At 58.9% G+C, this 14,540-nt stretch carries 15 protein-coding genes; 4 read left to right on the top strand and 11 right to left on the bottom strand.

Features of this window, described 5'->3' with window-relative positions:
• The first annotated feature begins 377 nt into the window (after positions 1-377).
• Positions 378-923: a dihydrofolate reductase family protein gene (locus ACXHRN_RS25000; protein ID WP_488638965.1), complete on the top strand. Its 546-nt coding sequence runs from the start codon at positions 378-380 to the stop codon at positions 921-923.
• Between the two features lie 16 nt (positions 924-939).
• Here ACXHRN_RS25000 and phbB read toward each other — a convergent pair whose 3' ends face one another.
• Entirely contained in the window at positions 940-1,665 is a 726-nt protein-coding gene (phbB, locus tag ACXHRN_RS25005; RefSeq protein WP_488638966.1) for an acetoacetyl-CoA reductase, read from the bottom strand.
• A gap of 78 nt (positions 1,666-1,743) precedes the next feature.
• On the bottom strand, positions 1,744-2,925 hold the full coding sequence (locus ACXHRN_RS25010) for an acetyl-CoA C-acetyltransferase (RefSeq protein WP_488638967.1): 1,182 nt from the start codon (positions 2,923-2,925) through the stop codon (positions 1,744-1,746).
• Positions 2,926-3,223: 298 nt separating this feature from the next.
• Between ACXHRN_RS25010 and phaR the strand changes: the two genes are divergently transcribed.
• Positions 3,224-3,814, top strand: a complete 591-nt coding sequence (gene phaR / locus ACXHRN_RS25015) for a polyhydroxyalkanoate synthesis repressor PhaR (protein ID WP_488642022.1) — start codon at positions 3,224-3,226, stop codon at positions 3,812-3,814.
• A 66-nt stretch (positions 3,815-3,880) separates the two neighbouring features.
• On the opposite strand, the gene ACXHRN_RS25020 is transcribed toward phaR, so the two are convergent.
• The 3 genes from ACXHRN_RS25020 to ACXHRN_RS25030 all read right to left on the bottom strand — a co-directional run bounded on the left by ACXHRN_RS25020 (position 3,881) and on the right by ACXHRN_RS25030 (position 5,472).
• Entirely contained in the window at positions 3,881-4,288 is a 408-nt protein-coding gene (locus ACXHRN_RS25020) for a hypothetical protein (protein WP_488638968.1), read from the bottom strand.
• A gap of 194 nt (positions 4,289-4,482) precedes the next feature.
• The gene (rpmF, locus tag ACXHRN_RS25025) at positions 4,483-4,668 is read right to left on the bottom strand and encodes a 50S ribosomal protein L32 (RefSeq protein WP_488638969.1); all 186 of its coding nucleotides are present in this window, start codon (positions 4,666-4,668) and stop codon (positions 4,483-4,485) included.
• Positions 4,669-4,824: 156 nt separating this feature from the next.
• A complete protein-coding gene (locus ACXHRN_RS25030; RefSeq protein WP_488638970.1) occupies positions 4,825-5,472 on the bottom strand; it encodes a glutathione S-transferase family protein in 648 nt (215 codons plus the stop codon).
• Between the two features lie 144 nt (positions 5,473-5,616).
• On the opposite strand from ACXHRN_RS25030, the gene ACXHRN_RS25035 reads away from it, so the two are divergent.
• On the top strand, positions 5,617-7,035 hold the full coding sequence (locus tag ACXHRN_RS25035) for a hypothetical protein (RefSeq protein ID WP_488638971.1): 1,419 nt from the start codon (positions 5,617-5,619) through the stop codon (positions 7,033-7,035).
• On the opposite strand, the gene ACXHRN_RS25040 is transcribed toward ACXHRN_RS25035, so the two are convergent.
• From ACXHRN_RS25040 to ACXHRN_RS25065, 6 genes are all read right to left on the bottom strand, one after another.
• Entirely contained in the window at positions 7,032-7,742 is a 711-nt protein-coding gene (locus ACXHRN_RS25040) for an ABC transporter ATP-binding protein (RefSeq protein WP_488642023.1), read from the bottom strand. The two genes, ACXHRN_RS25035 and ACXHRN_RS25040, sit on opposite strands and share 4 nt — an antisense overlap.
• Positions 7,733-8,461, bottom strand: a complete 729-nt coding sequence (locus ACXHRN_RS25045; RefSeq protein ID WP_488642024.1) for an ABC transporter ATP-binding protein — start codon at positions 8,459-8,461, stop codon at positions 7,733-7,735. Before ACXHRN_RS25045 ends, ACXHRN_RS25040 begins: the two co-directional genes overlap by 10 nt.
• On the bottom strand, positions 8,458-9,420 hold the full coding sequence (locus ACXHRN_RS25050) for a branched-chain amino acid ABC transporter permease (protein WP_488638972.1): 963 nt from the start codon (positions 9,418-9,420) through the stop codon (positions 8,458-8,460). The genes ACXHRN_RS25045 and ACXHRN_RS25050 overlap by 4 nt, the downstream gene beginning before the upstream one ends.
• On the bottom strand, positions 9,417-10,298 hold the full coding sequence (locus ACXHRN_RS25055; RefSeq protein WP_488638973.1) for a branched-chain amino acid ABC transporter permease: 882 nt from the start codon (positions 10,296-10,298) through the stop codon (positions 9,417-9,419). The genes ACXHRN_RS25050 and ACXHRN_RS25055 overlap by 4 nt, the downstream gene beginning before the upstream one ends.
• A 124-nt stretch (positions 10,299-10,422) precedes the next feature.
• Positions 10,423-11,715 (bottom strand): ABC transporter substrate-binding protein, encoded by a 1,293-nt coding sequence (locus ACXHRN_RS25060; RefSeq protein WP_488638974.1) that lies wholly within the window; start codon positions 11,713-11,715, stop codon positions 10,423-10,425.
• A 199-nt stretch (positions 11,716-11,914) separates the two neighbouring features.
• Positions 11,915-13,117 (bottom strand): hypothetical protein, encoded by a 1,203-nt coding sequence (locus ACXHRN_RS25065; protein WP_488638975.1) that lies wholly within the window; start codon positions 13,115-13,117, stop codon positions 11,915-11,917.
• 288 nt (positions 13,118-13,405) lie between these two features.
• Between ACXHRN_RS25065 and ACXHRN_RS25070 the strand changes: the two genes are divergently transcribed.
• Positions 13,406-14,539 (top strand): aminomethyl transferase family protein, encoded by a 1,134-nt coding sequence (locus tag ACXHRN_RS25070; RefSeq protein ID WP_488638976.1) that lies wholly within the window; start codon positions 13,406-13,408, stop codon positions 14,537-14,539.
• Position 14,540: the final 1 nt, after the last annotated feature.

Below are 14,540 nucleotides of genomic sequence, written 5' to 3' on the forward strand. Positions count from 1 at the left end.
AGATAAGGTGCACTGAACCTTTGAGGAACGAATCGCAGACGAATCGCGGTTGGCACGGTGTTCCCTGTTGGTTCTCCACAGCATATGGTGCAGCAAGAGTATGTTAACCATATCGAGTCGCAGAAATGAGGGAATCGCTCGATTTTGCGCCCTATGGTCCTGATTCAGGTGCGGAAAATGCAATCTCTTGCCTCGTTGCCTGATACAGGCCGGCTCTGTGAACCAATATGGAACGAATCGCTGACGAATCAGGGCTCGGCCATGTTTCCTGCTTTGTTCACTGCAATATATTGTGCAAGAACAAATTCTTAACCATATCGGAGAAGATGCTCAGGCGGGGTTTGACAGCCATTCAGCGCCGCTTTGGAGGAGCTTTCATGCTGCAAGGCCATGTCTTTATCGCAACCAGTCTCGACGGTTTCATAGCGCGCAGGAACGGAGACATTGATTGGCTGCCGGCCCTCTCCGCCGGTGGTGGCGACTATGGCTATGGCGATTTCATTGCTGGCATGGATGGGCTGATTATGGGGCGGGGCAGCTACGAAAAGGTGATTTCATTCGAGGAATGGCCCTACACAAAGCCTGTCGTCGTGCTCAGCCGGTCGCTGGCACCCGACGGTGTGCCCGCACGCCTTGCCGGCAAGGTGCGGATTTCCGATCTCGAACCTGCTGCGATTGCCGCAGAGCTGGCGAGCGAAGGCTGGGTGCATGCCTATATCGATGGTGGCAAGGTGATCCAGTTGTTCCTGCGAGCGGGACTGATCGAGGATATGGTCATATCGCAAATCCCGGTGCTTCTTGGAGACGGCCTGCCGCTGTTCGGGCCGCTGGAACAGGATATCGCACTTGACCACTTGGGAACCGCGGTCTTTTCGTCGAGCCTCGTCCAGCAGCGCTATCGGATAAAGCAGCCGCCGGCGTAACCGGCGGCTTTAGCGGTCAGGCCAGATACTGGCCGCCATTGGCGCTCAGAGTGGCGCCGGTGACGAAGCCGGCGTCGTCTGAGGCAAGAAAGACCACGCAACGGGCGATTTCTTCCGGCTGGCCCAGACGTCCGACCGGGATCTGCGGGATGATCTTCTCGTTCAGCACTTTTTCCGGCACCGCCATGACCATTTCGGTGGCGATGTAGCCCGGGCAGATGGCGTTGACGGTGATGCCCTTGGCCGCACCCTCCTGGGCGAGCGCCTTGGTGAAGCCGAGATCGCCGGCCTTGGCCGCCGAATAGTTCACCTGGCCCATCTGGCCCTTCTGGCCATTGATCGAGGAGATATTGATGACGCGGCCGAAGGATCGGTCGCGCATGCCCGTCCAGACGGGATGGGTCATGTTGTAGAGGCCGGTGAGGTTGGTGTTGATCACCTGGCTCCACTGGTCCGGCGTCATCTTATGGAACATGCCGTCGCGGGTAATACCGGCATTGTTGACCAGGACTTCGACCGGGCCGAGATCGGCTTCGATCTTGGCAAGGCCCTCCTTGCAAGCCTCATAGTTGGAGACGTCCCACTTGTAGGTGGAAATGTCGTTGGCTTTCGAGAAGGCTGCAGCCGCCTCGTCATTGCCGGCATAGACTGCCGCCACCTTGTATCCTGCCGTCTTGAGAGCCACTGAAATGGCTGCGCCGATGCCTCTTGTTCCGCCTGTGACGACTGCTGTTCTGCTCATGCCTTCCTCCCCATTCTCGCTGCGCATGTTGGATGGGCAGCCGGGTCTTGTTGGATCCGGCTGCGGAATAGTCTCGGATCACATCGTCTCGACGCACATGGCGATGCCCATGCCGCCGCCGATGCAAAGGGTTGCGAGGCCCTTCCTGGCGCCGCGACGCTTGAGCTCGAACAGCAACGTGTTGAGAATGCGGGCGCCTGATGCACCGATCGGGTGGCCGATGGCGATTGCGCCGCCATTGACGTTGAGGATCGCCGGATCCCAGCCGAGATCCTTGCCGACGGCGCAGGCCTGAGCAGCAAACGCTTCATTGGCTTCGACAAGATCGAGATCGCTGATCGACCAGCCGGCCTTGGCAAGCGCCTTGCGGGTGGCCGGGATCGGGCCGGTGCCCATGACCTTCGGATCGACGCCGGCGGTGGCCCAGGAAACGATGCGGCCAAGCGGCTGAATGCCACGCTTGGCGGCTTCTGCTTCGGTCATCAGCAGGGTGGCGGCGGCGCCGTCATTGAGGCCCGATGCGTTGCCGGCGGTCACGGTGCCTTCCTTGTCGAAGGCAGGACGCAGCTTGGCGAGCCCATCCATGGTCGCGCCGATGCGGATGTATTCGTCGCTGTCGACGGTGACGTCGCCCTTCTTGCCCTTGATGACGAAGGGAATGATTTCGTCCTTGAAGCGACCGGCGACCTGCGCGGCTTCCGCCTTGTTCTGCGACGAGAGTGCAAACGCATCCTGCTCTTCGCGGGTCAACTGCCACTGCTTGGCAACGTTTTCGGCAGTGATGCCCATGTGGTAACCGTGGAAGGCGTCCGTCAGGCCATCCTTGATCATCGTATCGATCATCTTGAAGTCGCCCATCTTCACGCCCGAGCGGAGATGCTGGCAATGCGGGGCCATCGACATGGATTCCATGCCGCCGGCGACGATGATCGAGGCATCGCCCGACGCGATCTGCTGCATGCCGAGTGCGACGGCGCGCAGGCCGGATCCGCACAGCTGGTTGATGCCCATCGCGGTTGCTTCGACAGGAATGCCGGCCATCACAGCAGCCTGGCGGGCCGGGTTCTGGCCTTCGCCGGCCTGCAGCACCTGGCCGAGGATGACTTCATTGACTTCGGCCGCTTCCACGCCGGCGCGCTCCAGCACACCCTTGACGACGGCGATGCCGAGTTCATGGGCTGGTGTATTGGCAAAGCTGCCATTGAATGAACCGACGGCCGTGCGCGCGGCACTGGCGATGACGATGGACGGGCTGCTCATGAGTATTTCCTCCTGGAAAGTCTTTGGCCGACACTGGCAAACCGACCGTGACCTGTCAAATCATATCCGGCCGATGAGGTGGGGGCGCCTTGCCCGACGCGACATCGGTTGCAAAACATCCTTCGCTCAATATGGGGCTTTTGCCGCACCGCATCTACTGCGCAATAAAAAAATGCGGCGACCTCGCCGCATTGCACAAAATGATTGTCTTTGCGAGCATTTTCCGCATAGACTGTTGGAAACGCCGCACAAAAATCTTGGGAGAGAGGGCGTTTATCAAGGCTGTCAGGAGGAACACATGGCCAAGAACGATGGGCAAATCGTCATCAAGAAATACGCCAACCGGCGGCTGTACAATACTGGAACGAGCACCTATGTGACGCTCGACGACCTTGCCCAAATGGTCAAGCGCGGAGAGGATTTCACCGTTCAGGACGCCAAGACCGGTGACGACATCACCCATTCGGTGCTGACCCAGATCATTTTCGAGCAAGAATCCAAGAACGGCAACACGCTTCTGCCGATCTCATTCCTGCGTCAGCTAATTTCCTATTACGGCGACCAGATGCAGACCTTCGTGCCGTCCTATCTTGAACAATCGATGCAGGCATTCGGCGAGCAGCAGGTGCAAATCCGCGAGCATCTTGCCAAATCGCTCGGCGATACGCCTATCGCAAAGAACCTGCAGATTCCGATGCAACTGATGGAAGAGCAGATCAAGCGCAACACCGAAATCTTCCGTCAGGCGATGGAAGTGTTCGCACCTTTCACGGCCAATGCCGCGAAGCCCGCCCAGGCGGCCGAGCCGCGCACCAAGTCGGAAACCACCGATATTGCCGACCTGAAGGAACAGCTGAAGGCGCTGCAGGCCAAGATCGAGAAGATGTGAGCTAGCGACGGGCAGGCTTTCTACGCATTTCCTTAAGGCGAACGGCTGACTTCGCCTGGAAATGCGTCAGAGCCCGATCGACACATCGCGTGAGGCCGTCCGGATCGATATCACAAAGCCTGCAAGCACATCGATCAGGCACACCGCCATCAGAATGAAGAAGAAGTGGTTGGCGGCGCTCGAGACGAGCAGGAATTCCACGAGATAGACGATGAACATCACCATCGACAGGAGATGATCCAGGATCGATGCAGACGATCTGCGCGTGGATTTCAGGATTTCCAAGAACAGGAAGAAGAGGCCGATCAGCACCAGCAGGTCACCGAGGCTCATCGTCCAGGTGGCCCCTGACATCATGTGCAGGCTGAAAACTTCGTTTTCGAGCGCCGAAACGCCGCCGTCGCCCAGCAGTCCCAGCAGAGTCAGATTGTAGAGGATAAAAGGAATGATCATCAATGGAATTGCGGCCAGCATCAGTATTCTCCCAATCGACCCAGCTATTTAGAGCGTTGATTGATGCTTAGCCTGACGGCCGGCATGTATCAACACTCAGATAACGGTTCAGCATGCGAAAACAAAATGCTGCGCAAAAGAAAAAGGCCGGCGCAAGGCCAGCCTCATCTTCATGTCAAACCGCTGATAAGACTAAATCAGCTGAGCTGATGATATCAGCTGCTTTCCTTCGGCGTCAGAACCTGACGGCCGCGATACATACCGGTCTTCAGATCGATATGGTGCGGACGGCGAAGTTCGCCGGAATTCTTGTCTTCAACGTAGGCCGAAGCCTTCAGACCATCAGCGGAACGGCGCATGCCACGGCGTGACGGGCTTGTTTTTCTTTTCGGAACTGCCATTTTTCAAACTCCAATATCACCCGGACATCCCAGCGATCAGCCAGACAGGCCGTACCAGTCAGTGATCATTTCCGGAAATTTGAGCGGCTTATACATGCCGAAAGCCCACTTGACCAGTCCCCACAAGAAAATTTCTTGAGTCACCGAATCCTCGGGTTACGCCTCGTCTTCGGCGACGATCCAGGTTTCCTTCGACGCACCCTCTGCCCAGGCAATCCAGGCGGGATGAGCCTTGACGGCAGCGATATAGGCTAGGGTCTTCGGGTCGTCGGAAAGTGCATAGGCTTCGAAGCGGTTGACGACCGGGGCATACATGGCGTCCACTGCCGAGAACGCGCCGAAAAGGTAGGGTCCGCCGCTTTTCTCGATGCTCGTGTGCCAGATCGTCTCGATGCGGATAATGTCGGCGCGCATGTCCGGCGTGATAGGCATGGCCTTCACCGGCCGTCGCAGGTTCATCGGGCACGCGTTGCGGATGCCACGGAAGCCAGCCACCATTTCCACGCTGTAGGCACGGGCGAGCGCGCGTTGCTCGCGGTCTGTCGGCCAGACCGGCTTTTGCGGGAAGAGCTCGGCGATATATTCGATGATCGCGAGCGATTCCCAAATCTTGAAGGTGCCGTGCACAAGCAGCGGCACCTTGCCGGTTTCGGAGATCGCCTTGATTGCCGGATTGCTGTGCTCGAAATCAAACGGGATCACCTCGTCGGTGAAATTAACGCCGGCCGCCTTCATCGCCACCCACGGGCGCATCGACCATGAAGAGTAATTCTTGTTGCCGACATAGAGTTTCAATTCGCTCATGGCCACGCCCTCATCTTTGGATTTCGGGCGAGGATTAGCAGGTCGCATTGAAAAGCGCGAGAGGCAGCAGAGCTTTGCAGGTGGGCTCTTGCCAGATGCCACAGGGACGGCTTCAATGACGTATTGCCCCAAAGACAGGTTTTCATGAAGCTCACCCACATTGCCTCGTTCTTAGCGCCATTTGTCATCGTTCTGCTGCCCGAAGCTGCCTTCGCGCATGGCAGCGAGGCATCGATCGTGCTGCTGTTGCCGACCGGGTATTATCTGCTCGGTGCAGCACTGGCCATTGCGGCGTCTTTCGTGCTGCTGGCCTTCCTTCCCGAACGCCTGCCCGGACGGCTTGCGACGATGCGTTTGTCCCTGGCGAGAATTCCGGTGCTGCCGCATGCGGCAACGAGCTTCGTATCGTTCGCAATCCTGCTAATTCTGGTGCTGGCCGGTATTTACGGCACGCGGGATCCGGTCGAAAATCCGCTGCCGCTGGTCATCTGGATGGTGTGGTGGGTGTGCTTCACCCTGCTTCAGGGGCTGGTCGGCCCGCTGTGGCCGCATCTCGATCCGTGGACCGGACCGCTGGCGCTGATCCGCAAGGCAACCGGGTTTGGCACTAGACCGCTGCTGCACTTGCCCCGGAATGTGGGCTATTTCATCGCAGTTCTGCAGTTCGCGCTGTTTGCGTGGTTCGAGCTTATCGACCTGGCACCCAGCGATCCCGGCCGTTTGGCCGGTGCCGCCAGCCTCTACTGGCTGTTCAATCTGGCCGGAGCCGCCATTTGCAGCGAAGAGGCGTGGTTTGAATGTGCCGAGCCTTTCTCGATCTTCTTCGGATTGATCGGCAGGCTTTCAGCTTTCGACCGGAGGCCGGCGGGCGAGCAGCACATCAAGCTCGGTCTGGTCTGGCCGGGCCGCAGCTTGGTCGACCGGCGGGCGCTGCCGCTCGTTGCAGTATTTTTCGTGTTGTTGACGCTCTCGACGGTGAGTTTCGATGGCTTTTCCCGCACCTTCCTGTGGCTGTCGGCGATCGGTATCAATCCGCTCGAATTTCCGGGTCGCAGTGCAGTGGTGGTTTCTGGCACCTTAGGGATGCTCGGCATGTTTGCCGTGCAGTCCATGCTGTTTCTAGGTGCCGTTGTGATGGGTGCCGTCGTCGCTGGTCGCGGCGATCTGTGGCGGGAGGCCGCGGGCCGGCTGATCTATTCAATTGTGCCGATCGCACTCGCCTTTCAGGCTGCGCATTATCTGACAACCGTGCTGGTTGACGGGCAGAATGTGCTGATCGCACTTTCCGATCCATTCGCGCTGGGCTGGAACCTGTTCGGCACAGCGCATTGGCATACAACGACCTCGTTTCTCAACACGCTTGACGGGGTGAGCCTGATTTTCAATAGCGAGACGGCGATCATCACTTTGGGCCATGTGATAGGCATCGTGATGGCGCATCTGATTGCGCTCAAGGTATTTGGAAATTCGCGTTCGGCGGTCGTGAGCCAGATTCCGCTGGCGGTGCTGATGGTCGCCTACACCGCCTTTGGCCTCTGGCTGCTCTCGACGCCGCGGATTTAGTGCCCGACGCCGAGATACTTCTGCACCAGGGTTGGATCGGCGCGGACCGCATCCACCGTGTATTCGCCCTGTACGACGCCCTGGTCCATGAAGGCGATGCGGTCGGCGACCGGCAGGACAGCGTCGATCCGCTGCTCGACCAGCAGCACGGCAACGCCGTCACTCCTTAGCCGGGTAACGACATCGCGGATTGCCGCGATCATCGATGGCATCAGGCCCTCGGTGGGTTCGTCCAGCATGATCACCTTGGGATTGACACAGAGTGCCCGGGCAATCGCCAGCATCGTCTGCTCGCCGCCGGACAGCGTGCCGGATTGCTGGTTCATTCGGCTCTGCAGCGCGGGGAAGTAGGAGAGTGCCTTGTCCAGCACCGGCTTGCCTGAATTGCGGGTCATCAGGCCGATTTCAAGATTTTCGCGAACCGTCATTTCCTTGAACAGCCGCCTGCCCTGCGGCACATAGCCGATACCCTGGCGGGGAATGGCTTCCGGCGTGAGATCGGAGATGTCCTTGCCGTCGAGCATCAACGTGCCGTCGCGTGGCGGGACGATGCCGATGATCGATTTCAGTGCGGTGGTCTTTCCCGCGCCGTTGCGGCCAAGCAGGCAGAGGATTTCGCCAGCAGCAACCGAGATCGAGAAATTCCGCAGGACCTGCAGATTGCCGTAGTAGGTGTTGAAGCCTTCGACCCTCAGCATCATGCTGATGTCCCCAGATAGGCGGACTGCACCTCGGCATTGGCTCGGATTTCTTCCGGCGTGCCCTCGGCCAGCAGTTTGCCGCGATTGAGCACGGTGATCCTGTCGGCAAGCTGCATCACCACATCCATATTGTGCTCGATCAGCAGCACGGTCGCCGTCTTGCCGATCTGGCGCACCAAATCGCAGAAATTCTCGATCTCGGAATCCGCGAGGCCCTGGGTCGGCTCATCGAGGATCAGCAATGACGGCTGCAGCGCCAGTCCCATCGCCACCTCGACCAGCCGCTGGTGACCATAAGCGAGTTCGCCGGCTTTCTCGGTGGCGCGGGCGGCGAGACCGACTGCCTGAAGTGCCGCATCGGTCTCGCGCTTGAAGTCGACGGCCGCCTTGCCCTCCCGCTGGGCGCGGCCGAGTGCGGCAATCGCGACATTTTCGGCAACCGACAGTTTTGTATAGATGTTGGTGATCTGGAACGTATAGGCGATACCGCGCCGAACGCGCTGGAAGGCCGGCATCTTCGTCACGTCCTCGCCGCGAAACCGCACCGTTCCCGCCGTCACCGGTGTGCGGCCGGACAGCAAACTGACAAAGGTGGTCTTGCCGGCGCCATTCGGGCCGATGATGGCGCGAATCTCGCCCTCCTCAAGGCTGAAGTCGATGCCGTCGACGGCCTTGAGGCCGCCGAAGTAGCATTTTAGTCCGCTGGTTTCGAGAATGGGGGTCACAGCAGCCATGGCAGCCACCTTTCCCTGATCGTGCCGAGAATGCCTTTTGGGAACCACAGAACCAGCACGATCAGCGCGACGCCGACCACCAGCAGATAGGCGGAGGTGATTTCGCTCAGCCGGTCGATCATCGTCATCATCAGCACGACGCCGATCAACGGCCCCAGCAGGGTGCCGGCACCACCGAGCAGCGTGAACAGCAGCACTTCGATGGAATATTGAATGGAGGCGAACGTCGAGCCGATATAGCCGAACAACAGCCCGTACGCTGCACCCGCTGCGCCGGCGATCGCGCCGGAATAGAGGAAGGCCTCGAGCTTGGCGGTAAAGACATTGAAGCCGAGCATCTCGGTCCGGCCTTCATTCTCGCGGATGGCGGCAAAGATCCGCCCCTTGCGGCTGACAAGCACTGCAAATGAAACGAATAGCGACGCCAGCAGTAGCCCGTAGGCGATGTTATAGCGCGTGATCTCATTGACGAGATCGACCTTCCAGCCACCGATCGAGAAATGTCGCGCCGATGCGGGCAACGACAGCCCGTCCTGGCCGCCGGTGTAGTTGGCAAAGTAGAGCGTCGACAGGAATCCGACCTGCGAAAACATCAGCGTGACGATCATGAAGGAGACACGGATGGTCGGCAGCGCTACCCAGCCGATAGCAAAGGCCAGGATCAACGCGGCCGCGACGCCGATCAGGAAGGCCAGTGGCACGCTGATGCCGAGGTGATAGGCTGCCAAGCCCGCGCCATAGAGTCCGGCGGCGAAGAAGATCGCGTGGCCGAGGCTGAGTAGGCCGAGATAGCCGAGCAGCATGTTGTAGCCGACCGCGAAGACGGCAAGCACCATCATCCGCGTCACCGTCAGCACATAATATTCGGGCAGTACGAATTGCAGCAGGAATAGCCCCGCCAACACCACGACCAGCAGGATGAAATTGCGCCTTACCGTCTCGCCCGTCATCGCTCAGCCTTCCCGAACAGGCCATTGGGCTTGAACACCAGCACGAAGGCGACGAGCAGGGTGGAGACGATCTTCGCCAGCGTCGGCGAGAAAAACACCGAGAGAATGCCGTCGGAGAGACCGATCAGGATGGCTGCGACAATGGTGCCCTGGATGCTGCCGAGCCCGCCGATGATGACGACGATGAAGGACAGCAGCAGCGGATCGAGCCCCATCAGGTAATGCGCCTGCTGGATCGGTACGACGAGCACTGCGGCAATGGCTGCCAGCATGGCGCCGAGCGCAAAGACGCCGGCCGACACATTGTCGACGCCGATACCGAAGGCCTGGGCGGTTTCGCGGTCCATCTGGGTGGCACGCATGACCAGGCCGATTCGGGTCTTGCGCATCAGGAACCAGACGCCGGCCATCAGCGCGATGGCGGCAGCAATGATGAACAGCTTATAGGCGTCATAGCCGAACCACGGAAAACGGATCTTGTAATAGAAGGGTGGTTCGACCGCCTGCGCATTTGGTCCGAAGAAGATCAGCGCCGATTGCTGAAAGACATAGAGCAGGCCGATCGTGGCGACGATGGTTGCCTCGGGATCGTAGTTGAGCCGCTTGAGGATCAGCCTTTCGCTTAGAAGTGCGATCGCACCGACGATCAACGGGCTGAGGATCAGCGCGGCGATGAAGCCGAGCGTCGGATGCCCGGTCAGCATGGTCGAAATGAACCAGGCAAACACTGCGCCCAGCATGAAGAACTCGCCATGGGCGACATTGACGACGCGCATCACGCCGAAGACCAGCGATAGGCCAACGGCGGTTACGGTCAGTACGGCCGCCTGTACCAGGCCTTCCAGAACAGCGAGAAAAAGATAGGGTCCCAGCCCCATTCAACAACACCCTCGGTGAACGCCTGCTGACCCTTGCCAGCAGGCGCGATTAAGCCCAATGACCGCCGCGCCGGGTTGAAGCCGGCGTGGCGATCAGTGCAAGATCCTGGCGTGACGCCGGATCCTAGAGTTCCATCTTGGTGTAGTCGACTTCCGGCTCGTAGATACCGTCTTCGATCGAGGTGGTGTGGACGACGTTGAGCCTGGAGCTTTCGACCTTGGAGATGTGCTGCTTGCCGAACACCTGGTGGGTCTTGCCGTTGAAGATCTTGTCGCCTTGCGGATGCTCGTTGCTTTCCGGGAATTTCTCGAGCGATTCCAGCGCGGCGATAAAGTCGTTCTTCTGTTCCTTGCCCTTGTAGTTTGCCATCTCCATGGCTTGTTTGATCACGAACAAAGTCTCCCATACGGAGAACATGTGCGAATAGGTGGAAATATCCTTGGGATCGCTAGCGCTGGCGCCATTGGCGTCTATGCCGACCTTCTCGCGGTAGAATTTGTCGAACGCCGTCTGGTCTTTCTGGGCGTAGCGCGGGGCTGCTTCCCAGAAATAGGTGCCTTCGAGATATTCGAGCTGCGGCGTGGCAAGATCGACGGCCTCGAGCGAGTCGATGAAGCCGAAGATCTGAGGGCGCTGATTGCCGAAGTGGTCGCCCATTTCCTTGACGAAGGTCAGCACGGCGGGACCCACCATGACGTGGTAGATGACATCGGTGTCGGCGGGGATCTGCGGGAAATAGCGGGTAAACGAGCTTTCCGTCGGCGGGATCGGGATCAGTGCCGAAATCTCGCCGCCCTGGGCCTTGATCGCGCCGGAGAAGAAGTCGCGATGGTTATGGCCAAAGGCATAGTCCGGGAAGATCATCGTGACCTTCTTGCCGAGATTCTTGGCGATCCACGGTGCCATCGAGGCGACCTGGGATTTCACATCGGTGATACCCGGCTGGAATGTGTAGCGGTTAAGGCCACCCGCGGCCAGCTGATGGCCTTCAGAGCAGACGAGGTAGGGCATCTTGAGTTCGCCGGCGCGCGGGCCAGCCGCGGCGACGACATGCGAGAACAGGTGCCCGAAAACCGCGTCGACCTTGTATTCGGTGGCGAATTTCTCGATCACTTCGGTGCCGCGCTTGGGATCGGTGCCGTCATCCTCGACGATCATGTCGACCTGCATGCCGTTGATGCCGCCGCCTTCATTGATCAGCTTGATGGCCGCCTGGGCGGTGCGCTCATACCAGCGTCCGTAGGAGGCGCCGATACCGGTGCGATGGAAGGGCGCGCCTAGCTTGATCGTGCCCGTTTCGGCATAGGCGTTGCGGATGATGAGCGGTGAGGCGAGGGCAGAAGCGCCAGCGACGGCGAGGCCTTTCAAGGCAGTCCGGCGCGTGATCGAACCAGTCTGAAGGATTGATTTCGTCATGTTTGCGGTCCCCAGTTTTCGGATGAATTCTGTCTACGGCCCTGCGTTGGCCGGCGCAAGCCAACCTTCCCGAGCATGTCTCCCCTGATGGAACTCTGCGGTCCCTTAATTCATGTGTGTACACACGAATATGACCGATCCTTCGTAACTGTCAATCGCCGTTTCGGCATCGCGAGCCACATCGTCCGCAAAGTCGGGCTCAGAGTACGATCAGCTTCTTGAGAACCGCGACGACCTCCTTGAAAGGCAGGTTGGTCGCGCCGACGGCCGCGACAGGAAGCAATGCCGCCAGGGCAATCGGGATTGCGGCCTTGTGGTCGAGAAGCATCGCGGAAAGCTTCGCGGCCGCATCGAAATACTTGGCTGGGTCGGGAATTTCCGGTGCAGGGTCGCCTATTTCCTCGCTCTCGTCGTCTGCGACCGTATTCTTGCCAAGCGTCTTGCGCTCCGACTGCCGCCAAAACCGCGTGGCCTGCGCTGCAGCTTGCAGCAACGTATCCTTCTTCAGTTCCGCGAGAGGCTTTGCGAATGCCATCAGCGGAAAGGCGAAGAATGCCAGTACGATCACCAGCCAACCGACCATGATGATCGTGAATGTCGTGGATGTGAGCTCTGACAGATGTTGGTTCTTGAGCATGGCGCCGGAAAGCGCGACGCTGGCGCCAAACACAAACAATATGTAGGATGTTGGGTAGCTGGAAAGGAATGCGAGGCCGCCGCTTTTGTCCGGATGGGTTGCGACAAGGCGAAGATCCAGTTTGGCGAAACGACGCAGCAGCCAAGACCACAAGTAATGACGCCAAACTCCACGCCAAAAAAGGAATCCGAAAAGCGGCAGGCTGACTAGCAGCACCCACCAGCCGGCGAGCGTGATGCGGTTGCCTTCCGTTCCTACCTGTACAGCCCAGGATGATAGTTTCGCTGCATGAAGGTTGGAGAAGGTAAGGACCGAAAGGCAGCAGGAAAGAAAGAGGCAGATGAGCTCCGCGAAACCGGAATCGCGGCGCGAGATCAGTATCTTGGTGGCTCCAGAGGCATCGGAAAAGGATTTGGGCGCAATGATCGGTCCGTGGATGAATTGGGTAAGTTTGTCATGCAGGCCCTTGTCCACGAAATTTTCCGCCAGAACGAACGCAGCAATCGCAATCAGAAACTTTGCCCAAGTACCGGGGTCACCGAGATAGGACAGGATTTGTGTCCAATCGCCTCCCGCTGCGATGATCGCCGAGAGCAGCAGCGGCGCTGCCCATGCAAGACCCGCAAATACCAGTGCTCGCCGACCGACATTCAGATTGTCATCTGTCAACAGCCCCATGCGCCGTTGCAACTCGTAGTATGGACCGCCGCGGGCGACGGAGAATGTAATACGCGGCTTTTCTTGTTTTGAGACAGAGGAGTTCATCGTCGACACTCCTTGTTGGAATCATTGTCGATGAAATTGAGCCATCTTGCCGAGGTCAGTGGAAAAAGCGATTTTCCGGAAGAATTGCTACCTGTCGATGCATTTTTACATGGCGCGAGGTGCAAATCAATATGGTCTTCGGGGAACGGGTGCAGCCATCCGCCAACCGTCCGACATGAGGATTTTTCTTTTTGCAAAAGTCGCGTTTCGGGATGCTTGTCATCCCTCACAAAACAATTATAGTCAGGAAATAAATATTCCACACAGGAAAAAATAAGGGGTACGGTTATGGCTCTATCGTGGCGTTTTTCAGCTCTGGCGGACAGGCATCGCGCCCTGGGTTCAAAGCTTGAAGACTGGAGCGGGATGGGAACCGCCTGGACCTACGACAAGGACATTTATCAGGAGCATATTGCGGTCCGCACCAAGGCGGGCCTGATGGACGTGTCGGGCCTGAAGAAGGTGCATCTGGTCGGGCCGCATGCCATCACCGTGCTCGACTACATCACCACGCGCGACGTCAGCAAGGTTTATCCCGGCAAGTCGGTCTACGCCTGCATGCTCAATGACCGCGGCATGTTCACGGATGATTGCATCGTCTATCGCACCGGCCCGAATTCGTGGATGCTTGTGCATGGCTCGGGTTCTGGTCATGAGGAAATCGTCAAGCAGGCTGCAGGCCGCAACTGCGCTGTTTTGTTCGATGACGATCTGCACGATCTGTCGCTGCAGGGTCCGCTGGCGGTCGATTTTCTGGCCAAGCACGTGCCGGGAATTCGCGACCTGAAATACTTCCATCACATGCAGACAACGCTGTTCGGGGCGCCGGTGATGATCTCGCGCACCGGCTATACCGGCGAGCGCGGCTATGAGCTGTTCGTGCGTGGCCAGGATGCGCCAATGGTCTGGGATCGCATCCTCGACGAAGGCAAGGACATTGGCATCATCCCGTGCTGCTTCTCGGTGCTCGACATGCTGCGCGTCGAAAGCTACCTGCTGTTCTACCCCTACGACAATTCGCAGATGTATCCGTTCCCGGACCAGCAGCCGGGTGACAGCCTGTGGGAGCTTGGCCTCGACTTCACGGTCAGCCCGGGCAAGACCGGCTTCCGTGGCGCCGAGGAACATGCCCGCCTCAAGGGCAAAGAGCGCTTCAAGATTTTCGGCCTGCTGATCGAGGCCGATGGTCCGACCGACCTCGGCGATGCGGTCTATCAGGGCGACAAAAAGGTCGGCGTCATCACCTGCCCGTCTTATTCCAAGCTCACAAATCGTTCGATGGCGATTGCGCGGCTGGATGTCGATGTTGCCAAGCAGGGCGTGCCGCTTGAAGTGCGCGGCGCAAACGTCAAGGCCAAGGCGATCGCCCACACCATCACCTTCGACGATCCGGAAAAGAAGAAGCGGACGGCCCAGGGCTGAG

It is taken from the genome of Shinella sp. OV683 (genome assembly GCF_057787725.1).